Here is an 18,469-nt window from a genome sequence, read left to right as displayed (position 1 = left end):
GGGCCGAAGCGGGTTCCAGCGGGAGGCGGGCGGTCAACTTTTCAACAGATCCTGAAGCGTCGCCAGCGTGTCCGCCTCGTCGACGCTTTTGTCCTGGCGCCAGCGCAGCATCCGCGGGAAGCGCACGGCGATCCCGCTCTTGTGGCGCTTGGACAAGGCGATCCCCTCGAAGCCCAGCTCAAAAACCAGGGTGGGGGTAACACTGCTCACCGGGCCGAACTTCTCCACGGTGGTCTTGCGCACGATGCTGTCGACCTGGCGCATTTGTTCATCGGTCAGCCCTGAATACGCCTTGGCGAACGGCACCAGTGCGCGTTCGCGGCTGCCCGGGGGGGTGTCCCAGACAGCAAAGGTGTAGTCGCTGTACAAGCTGGCGCGGCGGCCATGCCCGCGTTGAGCGTAGATCAGTACCGCGTCGACACTGAACGGGTCGATCTTCCATTTCCACCACACCCCCATGTCCTTGGTCCGGCCCACGCCGTACAGCGCGTCGCGGGCCTTGAGCATCATGCCTTCGACGCCGAGGCTGCGGGACGCTTCGCGCTGCTGGGCGAGGTCGAACCAATCATCGCCAGTGACGATCGGCGACGGCAGCAGCACCGCGCTGCGGCAGTGGGCAATCAGGGTCTCCAGTTGTTCGCGGCGCTCGGTCTGCGGACGGCTGCGCCAATCCTCGCCCTGCCATTCCAGCAGGTCATAGGCCATTACGACTACCGGGGCATCCTCGAGAATTTTCTTGCCCAGGGTCTTGCGACCGATGCGCTGCTGCAGCAAGGCGAAGGGCTGGACTTTGGGTGCCAGCGGTGTATCCGGGTCGAACGCATCCTCGGTGACCGGTTGAGAGGCTTTCCAGACCACTATTTCGCCATCGATCACCGTGCCGTCGGGCAACGCCTGCGCCAGGGTGTGCAATTCGGGGAAGCGCTCGGTGACCAGCTCTTCGCCCCGGGACCAGACCCACAAATGGCCATCGCGCTTGACCACCTGGGAGCGGATTCCGTCCCACTTCCATTCCACTTGCCAGTCACTGGCCGGGCCCAGTGTTGTGTCGAATTGCTCCACGGGTTGCGATAACGCATGAGCGAGGAAGAACGGATAAGGCTGGCCGCCGCGCTGGGCGTGCTCATCAGCGGATTCGGCAGCGATGAGCTTGAGGTAGCCTGCTTCGGTCGGGCGATGGGACAGGTCGGTATAACCCACCAGACGCTGGGCTACCCGTTTGCTGTCCAGCCCGGCCATGGCCGCCAGCGCGCGCGTGACCAGCAACTTGGACACGCCCACGCGAAAACTGCCGGTGATGAGTTTGATGCATAGCATCAGGCTGGCTCGGTCGAGTTGTGCCCACAACGCCGGCAACTGCACCGCCAGCGCCTCAGGCGATTCACCGCGTAGCGGCAGGAGTTTCTCTTCAATCCACAGCGCCAGGCCTTCGTCGGAACGGTGAGGTGATTCCGGCAGGACCAGTGAGATGGTTTCAGCCAGATCACCCACGGCCTGATAGCTTTCTTCGAACAGCCACGGTGACAAACCGGATATCTGCACCGCCAATTCCCTCAAGGTCTTGACCGGCACCAGTTGTCGCGGGCGCCCGCCGGACAGGAAATACACGGCCCACGCTGCATCCTGGGGCGGCGCCTTGGTGAAGTAATCCTGCATGGCGGCGAGCTTGGCATTGCTGGAGGTGGTGGCGTCCAGTTCGGCATACAACTGGGCGAAGGCTTTCATGACGCGTCCTCGCCAGTGGCGCTGTCCAAGTCTTCTTCATCGTCACCGTATTCGGTGGTGAAACCTTGGGCATCCAGGCCTTGTTCGCACAAATGGCGCACCAGCACGCCCACTGAACCGTGGGTGACCATTACCCGCTCGGCGCCTGTCTGTTCGATGGCCCAGAGCAGGCCGGGCCAGTCGGCGTGGTCGGACAGCACGAAACCCCGATCCACGCCGCGCCGCCGCCGGGTGCCACGCAGGCGCATCCAGCCGCTGGCAAAGGCGTCGCTGTAGTCACCGAAACGGCGCATCCAGGTGCTCCCACCGGCAGAGGGGGGAGCGATGATCAGCGCCTGGTTCATGATCGGGTCGTTCTTTTTGATATCGCCGGCATAGATCGTCGCTGGCAGACGGACCCCGGCTTCGCGGTAGACCCGGTTCAGTGGTTCTACCGCGCCGTGGGCCAGGATCGGTCCCAGGCTCTCGTCGATTCCGTGGAGAATCCGCTGGGCTTTGCCAAAGGAATAGCAGAACAGCACGCTGGCCCGGCCGACGGCAATGTTGCCGCGCCACCACTGGTTGATTTCGTCGAAGATTTGCGCCTGAGGCTGCCAGCGGTAGATCGGCAGGCCGAAGGTGGATTCGGTGATGAACGTATGACACTTCACCGGTTCGAACGGCGCGCAGGTGCCGTCGGGTTCGACCTTGTAGTCCCCTGACGCCACCCAGACCTCGCCTTTGTATTCCAGCCGCACCTGGGCCGAGCCCAGTACGTGGCCGGCAGGGTGAAAACTCAAGGTTACGCCGTGGTGTAGCAGACGGTCGCCGTAGGCCAGGGTTTGCAGATTGATGTCCTGGTCCAGTCGCGAACGCAGGATGCCTTCGCCGGGGGCCGCTGCCAGGTAGTGTTGGTTACCGCCACGGGCGTGATCGCCGTGGGCGTGGGTGATGACTGAACGTTCCACTGGGCGCCAGGGGTCGATGTAGAAATCTCCGGGCGGGCAGTACAGGCCTTCGGGGCGGGCAATGACAAGATCCATGCATTCACCGGGAAGATGGGCTTGTCTGGTAGAGGCGGGGGCGGGAGGAGAAGTTCTATCGGGTTGTGTTGCGCACCAGAGCCGAGGGCCCTGGACTGCACGCTCCGCCTGGGCAGCGTCCTGTAGGAGCTGTCGAGTGCAACGAGGCTGCGATCTTTATCCGTTCCGATTGAGTCCTGAGCGAAAGATCAAAAGATCGCAGCCTTCGGCAGCGTCCTACAGGACGCTGCCCAGAGGGAGCGAGCACCCGGTTATTTACCGGGCACCAGGGTCAAGCGCGCTTTGCCGTACGCCCGCTCAAAGTTCTGCGGCTGCAACGGCAGGTTCTGATAGTGGCCCTTGATCCACGGATCAATGCCATTGATGTAGTTCGGGCTGGCGGGGTTGCCGGACTGGCCGGGGCCGCCCTGGATCATCAACGGTTCGGGCTGGCCGAAGTCGACGATGAACCGCATGGTTGGCGCCAGAGTGGTGTTGAAATCCTCGCCCCAGGCCGATGCCGAGCTGTTGAGCGTGGTGGCGTCGCCGCCGGCAGGTAAGGGGCCGCGCACGATTTGGCCGCTGCTGTTCTGCCATTGGTAGCGATGCAGATTGCCCCACTGCCAGGTCCTGTGGTCACCGCCCAACTGGCTGTCGCCAGCAGTGATGGCCGCTGCCAGGCTACGGGCCAGGATCACGGACTTGTCTTCCTTCTGCGGTGTGCGCACGTCATCCCAGAACGGGCTGTCTTCGCGACCGAGCAGGTGATCGGCCTGAGCCGAGTAGGACAACTGACCGTTGGCCAACAGCGCTTTCCACGCCGGGCTGCTGTCCGGGCCAAGTTCGTCGAGGAAGATCTGCTTCATGCTTTCCTGCAGAAACAGTTCATAAATCGCTGCGTCGGCGGAACCTGGGCTGAGCCGGCCATCGAAAGCCATCAGCCGGGTATAAGCCTCGCGAGCCTTGGCCCGGTCGGCCACCGGCAGCGCTTCAATCGCCTGCTTGAGCGGCTGGGCCATGCCCGGGGCTTCGAAGACTTTCTTGAGCTTGGCGGCAAAGGTCGTGGTCTGGTCATATTGCATGGCAGTCAGGCTGCGACTGTCGTGCTTGCCTGCCCCGGCCAGCTCGGCCATGCGCTCGCCGCGCTCCGGTGCGCCCCAGGAGTTGGACAGCTGCATGCCGTAGCCGTCGGGAATGATGCGCTGGTTGGCGGCGCCGAGCCAGCCCTGGACCGGATCCTGATCGTAGGGGTGCAGCATCGGGTCGGCGTAGCCATCCCAATCGTAGCGACCTTCCCAGCCGGGCGATGGCAACAGGCCTTCGCCTTCGCGGCGGTTCGGATAGCGCCCGGTGACTTGCCAGCCAATGTGGCTGGCGTCGGCAAAGATCATGTTCACCGCAATGGCGCGGATTTCACGGCTGGCGTCGGAGGCTTTCTCGACACTCTGCGCCCGGGACAAATCGAAGAACGCGTCCAGGGTTTTGTCGTCGCTCAAGCTCGGCGTCTGCAAGGCCAGGCCAAGACCGTTGGCCATGGCCAAGCCCTGGACGCTGTTGAGCAGCGGGCCGTGGCGGGTCTCAAACACCGCCTCGCGAATCGGCCTCTGGCCCTTGATGAAGTAGGTTTCGTTGCGCACCATCACCGGCTGCCATTTGCCGTTGACCTCGTAGGACAAGCCATTGCCCTGGCGGCGGATCTTTTCCAGGAACAGGTCCTGGTTGTCGCCCAAGACGTTGCTCATGCTCCAGGCCACTTTGCCGTTGAACCCCGCGAGAATCATCGGGATGCCCGCCACGGAAACTCCGGCCGCCTGGTACTTGGGCGCGCGAATCTGCACGGGGACCCACAATGACGGCACGCTCAACGGTCCATGGCTGTCGCTGGCCAGCAGGCTCTTGCCATTGCGGCTGCGATGCGGGGCGATGGCCCAGTTGCTGGAGGACGCGACATTCAGCAAGTTCAGTTCGAACAACTGAGCGGTGGCCCTGCTGACTTCGTTCAGGCCCGGGACCTGGCCGCTGAGCCGGATGCCCTGCAGCTTGTCGGCCTCGGCCATCGGCAGTTGTTCATCCGGGTACGAGGGGCTCAGCCAGGCCAACTTGTCGTGGGTGACCGTCTGGGCCAGTACCAATGCGGCGATTTCTTCCGGCAGGTTGGCCGACTGGCTGAAATTGAGCAGGCAAAACATCAGCGCCGAATCTTGCGGTTTCCAGTATTCGGGCTTGTAGCCGGTGGCGGCCAGATCCGGCGGTAGCTTGTCGCGGTAACGGAACAAATACGCGTTGACGCCGCGGGCATAGACTTCGAAGAAGCGTTTGAGCCGCGGCGAGGAGGCTTTGTACAGCTCGTCGGCGCTTTTCTTCAGATTGACCGCACGCATATAGCGATCGACGTCCAGTCGCTCGACTCCGGACATTTCCGCCAGACGACCCTGAGCCAGCAGGCGCAGGGTCACCATCTGGTTGATGCGGTCGCTGGCATGGACGTAGCCGAGGCTGAACAGGGCGTCATGGAAATTGTTGCTCTCGATCAGCGGCATGCCCATGGCATTGCGCCGAACCGAGACGTTCTGCGCCAGCCCCTTGAGCGGTTGCACACCGGAGGTCGGAGGGACAGTGTCCTGAGCGTTCCAGGTCTGGCAACCGCTCAGACCGAGCACACTGGCCACTGCGGCGGCAACGCCGAGCCGGGGAAAGGAAAAAATAAAGGCTGGCGAGGCCATGGCAAAGCTCCTGCGGGAGGGGGGCACCAATAAAGGCGCTACGTTAGTGAGCAGGAGGGGGCCGCGCAAGCGGGGGCAAGGGTTATTTGTTGATTTGGCGATGAAAGCCTGCTGTGAGGCTCACCGGCAGTGTGGGAGCAAAGCTTGCTCGCGAAACAGGCGACTCGATCTCTGAAGACCGGCTTCTTCGAGGAACAACGAGATTTTGTGGCCATTGGGCGTGGTCCAGTAATACAGGTCGATCATGGAGGGCTCCAGATAAGACTGCGTGATGGATGGACAAAAAATGACGGCAGGAGGTCGTCCTGACTGCCGAAAGGCTTGCCTGTAGGAAGAGGTGATGCTCAAGTGTGGAAAATTCAATGACCGCGCACGAGAAAACCGGCATGCAGCTACAGGAAAACGCAGCGCTGATTCTGATCGATCAACAAAAAGGCATCCTCCACCCCAGGCTAGGCCCTCGCAACAACCCCGATGCGGAGCAGCGCATGCTCCAGTTGCTCGGTTTTTGGCGACAATCGGCACGGCCGGTGATTCATGTCCACCACCTGTCCCGCTCGCCGGATTCGGTGTTCTGGCCTGGGCAATCGGGTGTGGAGGTTCAGCGGCGGTTCGAGCCGCTGGCTGCAGAATGGCTGGTTCAAAAGCAGGTGCCGGATGCGTTCTGCGGCACGCGCCTGGAGGCAGACCTGCGTCTAGCGGGGATTGGGCAGTTGCTGATCGTGGGCGTGGCGACGAACAACTCGGTGGAGTCCACGGCGCGTACGGCCGGCAATCTTGGATTCGATACCTGGGTGGCCGAAGACGCGTGTTTTACGTTCGACAAGGCTGACTATTTCGGCCATGCCCGTTCGGCTGAAGAGGTGCATGCCATGTCGCTGGGCAACTTGCATGGTGAGTATGCGACGGTGGTCAGTGTGAAGCAGATCCTCGAGGCCGATTGATTAACCGTGGGGGCAACTGTCTTGGATGGTTTATTTAGCCTTCGATTTTCCGGCCACCCATACTTCTTCTGTGGGAGCAAAGCTTGCTCGCGATAGCGGTGGGTCAGCTTGCATCAATTTTGAATGTGCCTCGGTCATCGCGAGCAAGCTTTGCTCCCACAGCGGTCTTGTGGTGGTTCCGGTTTCCCTGCACCCCAAATCCCTGTGGGAGCGAGCCTGCTGGCGAGGACGATTCAACAGGCGAAGATAATTTTCGCCCGGACCATCAAGCCCCGTGGCACTTCTTGAATTTCTTGCCATTGCCGCACGGGCAAGGGTCGTTGCGGCCGACATCCTTCAGGGTGTTGCGCACCGGTTCCTGGTGGGCGTGGCCGCAGTTCGGGCCATGGACATGGCCGTGATCATGATCGTGGTGATGGTCATGCTCGTGGTTGCAGTCAGGGCCATGAACGTGGGGTTGCTGGGTCATCGGGGTTACTCCGCAATAAAATCGGCGGCGATTATCACGCCATTGCGCCTCAGGTGCACGTAGTGAGCGATGAATAAACCGGTTTCCAGCTCACCTTCCAGGCGATAGGGGATCTGCTGGCGAGGTTTCTCGAGCATTTTCACCAGCTTGCGCACCTGCGGCCACAGGTTGGTGCGAATCGGCACCTTGAAGTAGCCGCTACGCTTGGGGCGCACCGTGAACCAGTGTTCATGCTCGCCTTCACTCAGCAGCAGGTCACCCAGATGGATGCGGTAGGTCAGGCCGCGCACGGTCAGGTCGCTGTCGCCGGGGTTGTCCACGCGAAAGTGCAGCATGAACCGCTGTTCCACCAGACGGGCCCGCACCACCTCGACCTTGACCAGATGCACCTGCGGTTCGGGAGCCTCGTCACCTCGCCAGGACACACAGCTGCCAAGCCCGACGAACAGCAGCAGGCAAGTCATGCGCAGCAAAGGGGATGGGTAGCTCATGTCCGTGCCTCTGGTTTATGACCCGTCTAGCCCGCCGGCAAACGGAGTGGCGTCAGACGGTTGCCAGATCAGCGATTGAAGTAACTGGCACAGCATTTCTTGAATTTGTACCCACTGCCGCACGGGCAACTGTCGTTGCGTCCGGCCTTGACCGGCACCGTCGGGTCGATGAAGTACCAGCGGGCGCCGTTCTGCACGAAGGATGACTGTTCGCGGTGGCTGTGTTCCCCCTGGCCGTCGTGCCAGCGTGCGGTGAAGGTGACAAAGGCGTGTTCCGGCTGGCCACCGAACACTTCGCTGCTTTCCACCTCCAGCCCCAGCCAGGTGCTTTTGGCGCTCCAATCGCTGATGGATTGACGATCCAGGCCGTCCTGCTGGGCGGGCAAGGTCGTGGCCACCAGATAGTCCACCAGTCCCAGCACGTAGGCGCTGTAACGCGAACGCATCAAGGCTTCGGCGCAGGGCGCCGGGTGCCCTTCGTGGTAATGGCCGCAGCAGGCCTCCAAAGGGTTGCCACTGCCGCACGGGCAAATGGTTGTGTGCATGCTTGTGTTCACGGCTACCACCAGTATTTTCCAAAGTTTTCCGGGTTGGCCCAAAAGCGTGAGTTGAGCCAGTCAGGGACTTGTTTGTATTCAAGCAGATCGTAGGTAAACAGGGTCAGCACTTGCTCCTCGCGCTGGAATCGTTCGCTGGCCTGCAGGGCCAGGGAAAAGAAGTCTGTCTCTTGCCAGCCGCAGGCGTTGAGATCCGCCAGCACGGCGATACGGCTGGCGTTGAGATTGCGGATGCCACCCAACAGGTTCAGACCGTCGCGTTTGGGCAAATGCTCCAGGCAATCAAGCGCCAGGGCCAGGTCAAAACGCCGCGCTGCCACGTCCGCCGGTAGGGAACCTGGCGCGGCGTGGACCACGTCGGTATCGGGGTGCGCCTGCTGGAACGCCTCAAGTGCAGGAAAGCTGCTGGCACCGATCAACAGCAGTTTTTGCGGGGCGTAGCGGTCCAGCACGGCAGCCAGGGCTTGCTGGGGCGTACGAGAAGAAATGGCAACGGTCATCTAAGTTCCTCAGTCAGAGCCGCCACGATAGCCTGCGCGGATCCCATGGCCTAGAGCGGTTTGTGCTTAAACGTATCGATCTACGGCAAATATGGAGCAAAAACCGCGATAGCGTGATGCTGGCGCGGAAGCGGAGTCGGGTCTTTACTCCCCTGAATCGGCGCAAAAAGCCGATCCCTCAAGGAGAAAACCCAATGAGCATAGTTCGCACAGCGTTACCCTTGGTTCTGCTGACCGGTGTGTTAACTGGTTGCGCAGGTTTGCAGAAAACCGACTGGCCCACCTGCGCGGCGGTCGGTGGCGTGACGGGCGCTGGATTGGGCGCCATCGAAAGCACCTCCTGGGCTGGCGGCGGTGCGTTATTCGTCGGCACCATGGCAGCGGCGTATTGCTGGGTGCATGGCGATGGCGATGAAGATGGCGATGGCGTGCCGGACAGCCGCGACAAGTGCCCGGGCACACCTAAGGGCGTGCAGGTCGATGCCGACGGCTGCCCGCCACCGGCACCGGCGCCGATGGTTGAAGAAGTCGTGGTGGTCCAGGAAGAGACCATTGTGATCCGTGACGTGCATTTCGAATTCGACAAGGCCACCCTGACGGCTGCAGACAGGGAGGTCCTGAGTACGATTGCGACCCGGCTGAAACAGGAAACGTCCACCGCGCAACTGCGTGTCACCGGCCACACCGACAGCGTTGGCAGCGATGCCTATAACCAGCGCCTGTCTGATCAGCGGGCCAACTCGGTGGTGCAATACCTGGTCGAGAGCGGCGTGCCCCGTGCCAGCTTCGTTTCGGTGGAGGGTGCCGGTGAGAGCCAGCCGGTGGCGGACAACAGCACCGCCGATGGCCGGGCCATGAACCGTCGTACGGAAATCAAGATAAATCGCTGAAGCCCCCGTGCGTCGCGGCTTGTACAGTCGCGGATGCGGGTCTTTACTCCTGTGTGACCGGTATGGGCCGGTAACACAGGAGCATTCACCATGAACGTTCTACTCAAGGCCGCCTTACCGGTACTGCTGGCGGGCAGTCTGTTGTCAGGTTGTGCCACTCACAGCGACGGCGGCGCCCCTCTTAATCAACGCACCTGGCCAGTCTGTAGCTTGATCGGCGGTCTGGTTGGCGGCGGCCTGGGGGCCCTCGAAAGCAGCGGTTGGGCGGCGGGCGGTGCTGCATTGGGCCTGCTGACCGGCGGCCTGATCTGCTACGCCCAGGATGGCGACGAGGACGATGACGGCGTGTTCGACCGCCGTGACCGTTGTCCCGACACGCCGGCCAATACTCCGGTTGAACATCACGGCTGCCCGTTGCCGCAATACCCGGCCAGCGCCCCTCCGGTTGAGCCTCAGGCACCGGCCACTGAAGTGATCACCCTCAACGATGCCGGCAAGGTGCTGTTCGACTTCGATAAATCCGATCTCACTCAAGACGCGCGAAGCCAACTCGATGGGCTGATGAGCAAATTGAGTCATGCCAATGTCGCCAGTATCCGCGTGGTGGGGCACACCGACAGCGTCGGCACTGATGCCTACAACCAGGGGCTGTCCGAGCGTCGCGCAAGCAGCGTGGTGGAGTATCTGCTCAGTCAGGGGCTTGCACCGGACAAACTCACCAGTGAGGGCAAGGGTGAAAGCGAACCGGTGGCCGACAATGAGACCGATGAAGGGCGGGCGCAGAACCGTCGGGTTGAGCTGCATATCCAGCGTTGAACCGCGAGCCAGAGCCGTCGGGTCGCCAGTGGGGCGATCCGGTGAGCCGAGGTTTGCGTCAGATTAAATTTGCCCCGGCCTCTGGCTTATTCTGCGCGCAAGCCGTTACTGTGCGTCCAAAGAATAATACTCACCGGGGGATGTATGAAGCTGTTATGGGCGCTGGGGCGCTTGTTGACCTTGCTGTTCTGGCTGGTGGTGCTGGTCAATCTGGTCATGCCGTTCGTTCATCCGCTGCATCTGCTGGTCAATCTCGGCGCAGCGATGTTGCTGGTGATCCATTTGCTGGAACTGGTGTTGTTTCGCGCCAGCTTGCGTGGCCGGCCCGCTTCAGGCCGTGATCGCCTGCGAGTGCTGCTGTTCGGCATCTTTCACCTGCAAACCCTCCCGAACGCCGCCGAGGCTACCCATGCGTAAATTGTGTCTGCTTGTCGCACTCGTGTGCCCATGGGCCAGTGCCCAAGTGATCCAGGTCGAAACCCACTCGTTGATGCGCCTGCCCAATACCACCAGCGCGCTGACTCTGGAGCGGCTGGACGTGGCTGATTACGGCACCTTGCTGGTGCCTTCCAACGTCACTGAATTGTCCATTGGCCAATTGCACCTGGGGCGCGAAGCGCGGATCGCTATCGTGCCTGCGAAGCAGGCACTGCAGATAAAAGTTGTCGAGGGGGAACTGGCTGACGGCAGTCAGATCACTGCTCGGGGCGCACCCGGAACCTATACCAAAGCGGCACGACCGGGGCGTGACCTCAATCTGCGTTTCAATGCCCTGAATGCGCCATTGTTGTCGGTGGATGCCCGTGGTGGAACCGGTGCACCGGGCTACGTGGGCCTCGACGGTGCCAACGGCCAGGCGCCGGGCTGTACGTGGGGGGCGGCCGGTCGCGGTGCCGACGGCAGCAATGGCAGCGATGGCCAGCCGGGTGCGGCGGGTGCGCAGGTGCGTCTCGAACTGCCCCGTGACTATCCGGCCGAGCAGATCAAGGTAGCGGTGGAGGGTGGTGCGGGCGGCGCCGCCGGGCCCGGGGGCAAACCCGGCGCTGGTGGCAAGGCCAAGGGGTGCTTCGTCTATACCGCCGACGGTGGTAAAAGCGGTCGCCCTGGTGCCGATGGTCAGCCAGGGCCAGCCGGAGCCGCGGGGGCGGTGACGGTGCAGCGCTTTTAAAGAGGCTGGACTCTAGACCTGTGGGAGCGAGCCTGCTCGCGATAACGGCGGATCAGTCACATCAAGGTTGACTTGATGCACTGCCATCGCGAGCAGGCTCGCTCCCACAACGGGATACGCTAAGTTCAGAACATCGGCCGCGCCGCGCCAATCGCCACCACCAGCAACCCGATCAACAGATTAACCCCCACCAACTGCCGGATTTTTCCCAGTACCGCCGCGCCCGTCGGCCAGTCCTGGGCTGCTACGGCTTTGCGCAGTGCCGGCAATTGCAATCCCTGGATGCGGATAAACAGCGCCGTCATCACCACATACAAGCCCATCATGATCTGCACATAACGTGGTGCGGATTCGAAGCCGGCGAAGCGCATGTGGATCAGGCCCACGCCACTGATCGGCAAAAGCACCACCGCCACCCAGACCCAAACGAAAAAACGCTGAAACACTTCTGTCCATAACTTGAGCCGGGCCGGGCCCTCAAGGGCCGCGATTGCGGCGGGGCGCAGGATCATCCAGGCGAAGAACATGCCGCCGACCCAGACCAGGGCCGCCAGTAAATGCAGGGTGTAGACGAGGGCAAAGGGTGTCATTGAGTTACTCCGTTCTGCGCAGGATTGATTAGCGGGGTATGATAGCCGCCGATCCGAACCACTGAAAATTTATCCAGCGTTTTTAGCGCCCGACCATTCATGATCAGCACCGAACTCAAAACCACGATCCAGGGCGCCTATTCGCGTTTTCTCGAAGCCAAGAGCCTCAAGCCGCGATATGGCCAGCGCCTGATGATTGCCGAAGTGGCAAAAGTCCTGGGTGACATCGACACCGATGACGAAGGCCGGCGCAGTGGCGAGCCCGCTGTCGTGGCGGTGGAGGCCGGCACCGGTACCGGCAAGACCGTGGCCTACAGCCTGGCGGCGATTCCCACCGCCAAGGCCGCCGGCAAACGCCTGGTGATCGCTACGGCCACGATTGCCCTGCAGGAGCAGATCGTTTTCAAGGACCTGCCCGACCTGATGCGCAACAGCGGGCTGAATTTCAGCTTCGCCCTGGCCAAGGGCCGTGGGCGCTACATGTGCCTGTCCAAGCTCGACATGTTGCTCCAGGAAGGCCAGGCGCAGACCGCCACGGCCCAGTTGTTCGAAGAAGAAGGCTTCAAGATCGAAGTCGACGAGGCCAGTCAGAAGCTGTTTACCAGCATGATCGAGAAACTGGCCGGCAATAAATGGGACGGCGACCGCGACAGCTGGTCCACCGCCCTGGAAGACGCCGACTGGTCACGCCTGACCACCGATCACAGCCAGTGCACCAACCGTCATTGCCCGAACTTCGGCCAGTGTGCCTTCTACAAGGCCCGCGAAGGCATGGGCAAGGTCGATGTCATCGTCACCAACCACGACATGGTCCTGGCCGACCTGGCCCTGGGCGGTGGCGCGGTGCTGCCGGACCCGCGTGACACGATCTACGTATTCGATGAAGGCCACCACCTGCCGGACAAGGCCATCGGCCATTTCGCCCATTACACCCGGCTGCGCTCCACCGCTGACTGGCTGGAAACCACTGCCAAGAACCTTGCCAAACTGTTGGCCCAGCACCCGCTGCCGGGTGACCTGGGCAAGTTCATCGAGCAGGTGCCCGAGCTTGCGCGTGAGATCAAGACGAACCAGCAGTTCATGTTCAGTGCCTGTGAGCAAGTGGCGGATTTCAAGCCCGGCGAAGACGTTGAGGGGCGTGAGCGGCCTCGCCATCGCTTTGTCGGCGGCGTCATCCCTGAGCACATGCGCGAGATGGGCGTCGAGCTAAAGAAAGGCTTTGCCCGCCTGACCGACCTGTTCACCCGTCTGACCGATCTGCTCAAGGAAGGCATGGATGGCGAGGTCAATATCGGTATCGCCAGCAACCAGGCCGAGGAGTGGTACCCGCTGTTCGGCAGTTTGCTGTCCCGCTCCCAGGGCAACTGGGAGTTGTGGAACGCGTTTACAGCTGAAGACCCGGAAGACAACCCGCCGATGGCGCGCTGGTTGACCCTGGCCGAAAGCGGCTCGCTGTTCGATATCGAAGTCAATGCCAGCCCGATCCTGGCCGCGGAAATGCTGCGTCGCAACCTGTGGAATGTGGCCTACGGCGCGCTGGTGACTTCCGCCACGCTGACTGCCCTGGGCACGTTCGAGCGCTTTCGCATGCGCGCCGGCCTGCCGAAAAAAGCCGTGACCGCCGTGGTTCCGAGCCCCTTCCATCATGCCGACGCCGGCGTGCTGCGGGTCCCGGATCTCAAGGCTGATCCACGGGATGCCGCGGCCCACACCGCGGCGATCATTCGCGACCTGCCGGAACTGGTGGAAGGCTCGCGGGGCACCCTGGTGCTGTTTTCCTCGCGCAAACAAATGCAGGACGTATTCGACGGCCTCGACCGTGACTGGCGCAAGCAAGTGTTCATCCAGGGCAACCTGTCGAAGCAGGAAACCCTGAACAAGCACAAGGCCCGCGTCGACGGCGGGGATTCCAGCGTGCTGTTCGGCCTGGCGAGTTTTGCCGAAGGCGTGGATTTGCCCGGTGCTTACTGTGAGCACGTGGTGATCGCCAAGATTCCGTTTTCAGTCCCTGATGACCCGGTGGAAGCCGCGTTGGCCGAATGGATCGAAGCTCGCGGCGGTAACCCGTTCATGGAGATCTCCGTGCCGGACGCCTCGCTGAAACTGGTCCAGGCCTGTGGTCGATTGCTGCGCACCGAAGAAGACCGCGGCACCATCACCTTGCTCGACCGCCGACTGGTGACCCAGCGCTACGGCAAGGCGATCCTCAACGCCTTGCCTCCGTTTCGGCGGGAGATTTCCTGATACGGGTGATGACTTTGCTGTGGCGAGATAGCTTCTGTGGCGAGGGAGCTTGCTCCCGCTGGGCTGCGAAGCAGCCCCAAACCTGGCACTGCGGTGTGCCAGGCCCATCATGTGCGATCTGAATGGGGCTGCTGCGCAGCCCAGCGGGAGCAAGCTCCCTCGCCACAAAGGCCAGTGCCAGGCCGGTCAACCGTCTCCCAGCGGTTCCCAAAAACCTCAATGGCTGAAACAATGCAGGTCACTTCAAAAAAGTGTTTGTTTCAAGGGAGTTGCGGGTGCAGATTCAAGGCCATTATGAGCTTCAATTCGAGGCGGTGCGTGAAGCCTTCGCGGCGCTGTTCGACGATCCTCAGGAGCGCGGCGCGGCGTTGTGCATTCAGGTCGGCGGCCGCACGGTCATCGATCTGTGGGCCGGCACGGCCGACAAGGATGGCAGTGAAGCCTGGCACAGCGACACCATCGCCAATCTGTTTTCCTGCACCAAGACGTTCACCGCCGTCACCGCCCTGCAACTGGTGGCCGAAGGCAAGCTGCAACTGGACGCGCCTGTCGCCCGTTACTGGCCTGAGTTCGCGGCATCCGGCAAACAGTCCATTACGTTACGTCAGTTGCTTTGCCATCAGGCCGGGTTGCCGGCGTTACGTGAATTGCTGGCGCCCGAAGCACTTTACAACTGGCAAACCATGGTCGATGCGCTGGCCGCTGAAACGCCCTGGTGGACGCCGGGTGACGGTCACGGTTACGCAGCGATCACTTACGGCTGGCTGGTCGGCGAACTGTTGCGAAGGGCTGACGGTCGTGGACCGGGAGCGTCCATCGTGGCCCGTGTTGCCAAACCGTTGGGCCTGGATTTCCATGTCGGCCTGGCTGATGAAGAGTTTCATCGCGTGGCCCACATCGCCCGCGGCAAAGGCAACGTCGGCGATGCGGCGGCCCAGCGCCTTTTGCAAGTGACGATGCGCGAACCCACGGCCATGACTACCCGGGCTTTCACCAACCCGCCCTCGATCATGACCAGTACCAACAAGCCAGAGTGGCGGCGCATGGAGCAACCGGCGGCCAACGGCCATGGTAACGCCCGTAGCCTTGCAGGGTTCTATGCCGGCCTGCTGGACGGTAGCCTGCTGGAAGGCGAAATGCTCGACGAACTGACTCGCCAGCACAGCTTCGGCGAGGACAAGACATTGTTGACCCAGACCCGTTTCGGCCTGGGTTGCATGCTCGACCAACCGGATGTGCCGAACGCGACCTACGGCCTCAGCCCTCGGGCATTCGGTCATCCTGGGGCGGGGGGCTCCATGGGTTTTGCCGACCCGGAGCACGATGTGGCTTTTGGCTTTGTGACAAACACCCTCGGACCATACGTTTTGATGGATCCGCGAGCGCAGAACCTTGCGCGGGTACTTGCCACTTGTCTATAAAACGTTAGCAAAGGCGGCGGGCACAGGAACCTCGTGTTCCTTTCAGTTTCCAACCGTCTGTTTATGCGGCCCGAACATGGCCTTTGTTTTTTCTTTTACATCATTTTGTGGATATCCAATGTCATTGAATAAATCTTTCGCTCTGGCGCTGTGCTTCGCTATCACCGGTTGCGCACAAACCCCACAAAATGATGCCGAGGGCGGTAATGGCTGGTGGCCGTTCGGCGCTTCCGACAAGGTCGCGGCCAAAGAACCGACGCCAGCAGCGCCCCTGAAACCGGCTGCTGTCGCGCCACAGGCCAAGGCCGAGGGCGCCACTCACTGGTGGTGGCCGTTCTCTTCCGATGACGCCGCCGACGGCGTCGCCAAAAAAGTCGAATCCAAACCTGACGTCAAGACGCCGGTTACCGTCGCCAAGGCTGAAGCTGAAAGCAACGGTAAATGGTGGTGGCCATTCGGCGGCAAAGATCAGGAAACCGCCAAGACGGTACCGATGCCGGATCCGAAAGTCACCCAGGCCTGGCTCGACGACTACGAGCCGAAATTGCGCACGGCCATCAAGGACAGCAAGCTCGAACTCGAACGCCGCGACGACGTGCTGGTGGTCACCGCACCCGTGGACGGTTCCTTCAACCCGGACCGTCCGGCCATGCTACTGCCGGTGAGCCTCGGCCCGTTTACCCGCGTGGCGAAAATTCTTGAAGCTGATCCGAAAAGTGCCGTGCTGATCCTCGGTCACGCTGACACGTCGGGTGCCGCGCCGGTCAACCTGAAGCTCAGCCAGGAACGCGCCCAATCCGTGGCGGCAATCTTCCGTCTCAGCGGCCTGCAGCGTGATCGCCTGATGCTGCGTGGCATGGGTTCGGTTGCGCCTCGTGCTGCCAATGACAGCGTTGAAGGTCGCGCTTTGAATCGTCGTGTCGAGTTGATGGTCACACCGCAAAACACCATGGTTGCGCTGCTGAGCAAGTACAACATGCCAGCTCCGGCGCCAGTGAGGTTGGTGGCGGTCCAGGACGTGAAGCCTGCGGCTTTGGCACCCGCGCCCGCGCCAGCGGCTAAAAAAGCCAAGGCTGTTGCCACCAAAAAAGCGCCGGTCAAAAAGGCCGCGGCCAAGGCTCCTGCCAAAAAAGCCCCGGCCAAGAAAGCGACGGCGGCGAAGAAACCGCAACCGACCAAAGCCGCTACCGATGCCAAGAAAGTCGCGGCCGCCGATGCATCCAAGCAGTGATGGGCTAACTACAAGGGACACGCCATGACCCAGACGCTGGCTGATATGCGCCGTGACTACACCCGCGACGGCCTGACCGAGGCGCAGGCCCCGGCCGAGCCGTTTGCGCTGTTTCACCAGTGGTTCGCCGACGCGGTGAAAACCGAACAGGCGCCGGTGGAGGCCAACGCCATGACCTTGGCCACCGTGGATGCCCAGGGGCGCCCGCACTGCCGGATCCTGCTGCTCAAGGGTCTCGATGCTCAAGGCTTTACGTTCTTCACCAATTACGACAGTGCCAAGGGCCAGCAACTGGCAGCGAATCCGTTCGCGGCCATGACTTTTTTCTGGCCGACGCTGGAGCGTCAGGTGCGTATCGAGGGCAAAGTGCTGAAGGTCACGGCGCAAGAGTCGGACGCCTATTACCAGGTACGGCCGCTGGGCAGCCGTCTTGGCGCCTGGGCTTCACCTCAGAGCCAGGTGATTGCCGGGCGAGGTGAGCTGGAAGACTTGCTCAAGGTCACCGAGCAACGCTTCAGCGACAACCAGCCTCACTGCCCGGAGCATTGGGGTGGCTATCGTCTGCTGCCCGAGCGTATCGAATTCTGGCAGGGGCGGGCGAGCCGTCTGCATGATCGCCTCAACTACCGCCTGCAAGAGGCGAACTGGGTTCGCGAGCGTCTGGCGCCTTAGCCTGGGGATAATCTGCCGCAGCGGCCTGGAGCCATTGCGGCAGGTCGCGCCGCTTGACCCCTTGCTGATGGGCGTCGGCCAATTGTTGCAGCATGTAAGTTTTTTTCAGCTCATCCTGCCCCGCCAATGACAGCGCCAGATCGCGGTCCATCCAGCGCTTGATCCGCACGTACAGCCACCAATGAAAGTACAAACCGGCTACGGTGGTAGCGGCTATGATGAAGTAATCCATGAGAAACCCTCAGGTCAGTGACGCGGATATCGGAAATTGGCGCTACTGTTTGGGTGAATTTTTCGGGCGAGCCTGTATCCCACCTGAATGAAAACAATTTTATCCCGGCGAGGCCGTGACAGGCGTCAAGCTGCGGAGTTTAATGAATACCTGTCTTTTGGAGTTTGATGCTATGCGTAAGTCTGTTTTGCTGGTTGCTTCCTTTTCCACGATGGCGATGTTGCTCACTGGCTGTCAGTCGAGCCTGACCGGTGACTCCTACTCCCGTGACGAAGCGCGTCGCGTGCAGACGATTCGCATGGGGACCATTGAAGCCTTGCGTCCGGTCAAGATCGAAGGCACCAAGACCCCGATCGGCGGCGCGGCCGGTGCGGTGGTGGGTGGTGTGGGCGGCAGCGCCATCGGCGGTGGCCGTGGCAGCATCGTTGCCGCCGTGATCGGCGCGGTGGCCGGTGGCCTGATCGGCTCCGCGACCGAAGAAGGCCTGACCCGTACCCAGGGTGTGGAAATCACCGTTCGCGAAGACGACGGCAGCATGCGCGCCTATGTGCAACAGGTTCAGGAAAATGAAGTGTTCCGTGTGGGTGAGCGGGTTCGTATTTCCACGGTGGATGGCACGAGTCGCGTATCGCACTAAGCTGGAATCGCTAAGAGAAAATCGCGCTTTTTCCTGAACGGGGAGGCGCGATTTTTTTATGGCTTCGTTTCGGGGGGCGGTGTGTATATCCGTTTCTTCGGTGACGGCCGCTTATGGTTCCGCTCTTACAGCGGCTCACTTTTGAGAAGCGCAAAAGT

General features: G+C 61.7%; 19 protein-coding genes and 1 pseudogene. 10 read left to right on the top strand and 10 right to left on the bottom strand.

The window, feature by feature from the left end; genetic code table 11:
- Window positions 1-33 precede the first annotated feature (33 nt).
- The 4 genes and pseudogenes from MA884_RS22475 to MA884_RS22460 all read right to left on the bottom strand — a co-directional run.
- Entirely contained in the window at window positions 34-1,725 is a 1,692-nt protein-coding gene (locus MA884_RS22475) for an ATP-dependent DNA ligase (RefSeq protein ID WP_256232575.1), read from the bottom strand.
- Entirely contained in the window at window positions 1,722-2,747 is a 1,026-nt protein-coding gene (locus tag MA884_RS22470; protein WP_256232574.1) for a ligase-associated DNA damage response exonuclease, read from the bottom strand. The genes MA884_RS22475 and MA884_RS22470 overlap by 4 nt, the downstream gene beginning before the upstream one ends.
- A gap of 251 nt (window positions 2,748-2,998) precedes the next feature.
- Entirely contained in the window at window positions 2,999-5,449 is a 2,451-nt protein-coding gene (locus MA884_RS22465; protein ID WP_256232573.1) for a penicillin acylase family protein, read from the bottom strand.
- A 174-nt stretch (window positions 5,450-5,623) separates the two neighbouring features.
- Window positions 5,624-5,695 (bottom strand): annotated as a pseudogene (locus MA884_RS22460) (thiol:disulfide oxidoreductase); the annotation flags it as partial.
- A gap of 140 nt (window positions 5,696-5,835) precedes the next feature.
- Here MA884_RS22460 and MA884_RS22455 point away from each other — a divergent pair.
- Window positions 5,836-6,393 carry a cysteine hydrolase family protein gene (locus MA884_RS22455; protein ID WP_256232634.1) on the top strand — a complete coding sequence of 186 codons (558 nt, stop codon included), beginning with the start codon at window positions 5,836-5,838 and terminating at the stop codon, window positions 6,391-6,393.
- A gap of 265 nt (window positions 6,394-6,658) precedes the next feature.
- On the opposite strand, the gene MA884_RS22450 is transcribed toward MA884_RS22455, so the two are convergent.
- The 4 genes from MA884_RS22450 to MA884_RS22435 form a co-directional block, all read right to left on the bottom strand.
- Window positions 6,659-6,862 (bottom strand): SEC-C metal-binding domain-containing protein, encoded by a 204-nt coding sequence (locus MA884_RS22450; protein ID WP_256232572.1) that lies wholly within the window; start codon window positions 6,860-6,862, stop codon window positions 6,659-6,661.
- A gap of 5 nt (window positions 6,863-6,867) precedes the next feature.
- The gene (locus MA884_RS22445) at window positions 6,868-7,353 is read right to left on the bottom strand and encodes an LEA type 2 family protein (protein ID WP_256232571.1); all 486 of its coding nucleotides are present in this window, start codon (window positions 7,351-7,353) and stop codon (window positions 6,868-6,870) included.
- Between the two features lie 68 nt (window positions 7,354-7,421).
- A complete protein-coding gene (locus MA884_RS22440) occupies window positions 7,422-7,898 on the bottom strand; it encodes a YchJ family protein (RefSeq protein ID WP_256232570.1) in 477 nt (158 codons plus the stop codon).
- Between the two features lie 14 nt (window positions 7,899-7,912).
- Window positions 7,913-8,410 (bottom strand): DUF6231 family protein, encoded by a 498-nt coding sequence (locus tag MA884_RS22435; RefSeq protein ID WP_256232569.1) that lies wholly within the window; start codon window positions 8,408-8,410, stop codon window positions 7,913-7,915.
- A gap of 194 nt (window positions 8,411-8,604) precedes the next feature.
- Here MA884_RS22435 and MA884_RS22430 point away from each other — a divergent pair, with 194 nt between their 5' ends.
- The 4 genes from MA884_RS22430 (at window position 8,605) to MA884_RS22415 (ending at window position 11,284) form a co-directional block, all read left to right on the top strand.
- On the top strand, window positions 8,605-9,300 hold the full coding sequence (locus MA884_RS22430) for an OmpA family protein (RefSeq protein WP_256232568.1): 696 nt from the start codon (window positions 8,605-8,607) through the stop codon (window positions 9,298-9,300).
- 90 nt (window positions 9,301-9,390) lie between these two features.
- Window positions 9,391-10,116 carry an OmpA family protein gene (locus MA884_RS22425; RefSeq protein ID WP_256232567.1) on the top strand — a complete coding sequence of 242 codons (726 nt, stop codon included), beginning with the start codon at window positions 9,391-9,393 and terminating at the stop codon, window positions 10,114-10,116.
- Between the two features lie 144 nt (window positions 10,117-10,260).
- Window positions 10,261-10,533, top strand: coding sequence for a DUF1145 domain-containing protein (locus MA884_RS22420; RefSeq protein WP_256232566.1), 273 nt, complete (start codon window positions 10,261-10,263; stop codon window positions 10,531-10,533).
- Window positions 10,526-11,284, top strand: a complete 759-nt coding sequence (locus MA884_RS22415) for a collagen-like protein (RefSeq protein WP_256232565.1) — start codon at window positions 10,526-10,528, stop codon at window positions 11,282-11,284. Before MA884_RS22420 ends, MA884_RS22415 begins: the two co-directional genes overlap by 8 nt.
- Before the next feature lie 125 nt (window positions 11,285-11,409).
- On the opposite strand, the gene MA884_RS22410 is transcribed toward MA884_RS22415, so the two are convergent.
- Window positions 11,410-11,874 carry a CopD family protein gene (locus MA884_RS22410; protein ID WP_256232564.1) on the bottom strand — a complete coding sequence of 155 codons (465 nt, stop codon included), beginning with the start codon at window positions 11,872-11,874 and terminating at the stop codon, window positions 11,410-11,412.
- Between the two features lie 99 nt (window positions 11,875-11,973).
- Here MA884_RS22410 and dinG point away from each other — a divergent pair, with 99 nt between their 5' ends.
- The 4 genes from dinG to pdxH all read left to right on the top strand — a co-directional run bounded on the left by dinG (window position 11,974) and on the right by pdxH (window position 17,442).
- Window positions 11,974-14,118: an ATP-dependent DNA helicase DinG gene (gene dinG / locus MA884_RS22405; protein WP_256232563.1), complete on the top strand. Its 2,145-nt coding sequence runs from the start codon at window positions 11,974-11,976 to the stop codon at window positions 14,116-14,118.
- 275 nt (window positions 14,119-14,393) lie between these two features.
- Window positions 14,394-15,539, top strand: coding sequence for a serine hydrolase domain-containing protein (locus MA884_RS22400; protein ID WP_256232562.1), 1,146 nt, complete (start codon window positions 14,394-14,396; stop codon window positions 15,537-15,539).
- A 118-nt stretch (window positions 15,540-15,657) separates the two neighbouring features.
- Window positions 15,658-16,770: an OmpA family protein gene (locus MA884_RS22395; RefSeq protein ID WP_256232561.1), complete on the top strand. Its 1,113-nt coding sequence runs from the start codon at window positions 15,658-15,660 to the stop codon at window positions 16,768-16,770.
- A gap of 24 nt (window positions 16,771-16,794) precedes the next feature.
- Entirely contained in the window at window positions 16,795-17,442 is a 648-nt protein-coding gene (gene pdxH / locus MA884_RS22390) for a pyridoxamine 5'-phosphate oxidase (protein WP_256232560.1), read from the top strand.
- Here the strand turns inward: pdxH and MA884_RS22385 are convergent.
- Complete coding sequence (locus MA884_RS22385) at window positions 17,390-17,674, bottom strand: hypothetical protein (protein ID WP_256232559.1); 285 nt, start codon at window positions 17,672-17,674, stop codon at window positions 17,390-17,392. The two genes, pdxH and MA884_RS22385, sit on opposite strands and share 53 nt — an antisense overlap.
- Before the next feature lie 172 nt (window positions 17,675-17,846).
- On the opposite strand from MA884_RS22385, the gene MA884_RS22380 reads away from it, so the two are divergent.
- Window positions 17,847-18,311 carry a glycine zipper 2TM domain-containing protein gene (locus tag MA884_RS22380; RefSeq protein ID WP_047228399.1) on the top strand — a complete coding sequence of 155 codons (465 nt, stop codon included), beginning with the start codon at window positions 17,847-17,849 and terminating at the stop codon, window positions 18,309-18,311.
- Window positions 18,312-18,469 lie beyond the last annotated feature (158 nt).

It is taken from the genome of Pseudomonas sp. Q11 (assembly GCF_024494355.1).
In the GTDB taxonomy this organism is placed as follows: Bacteria; Pseudomonadota; Gammaproteobacteria; order Pseudomonadales; family Pseudomonadaceae; genus Aquipseudomonas; species Aquipseudomonas hefeiensis.
This window is presented reverse-complemented; position numbering and strand designations above follow the sequence as displayed.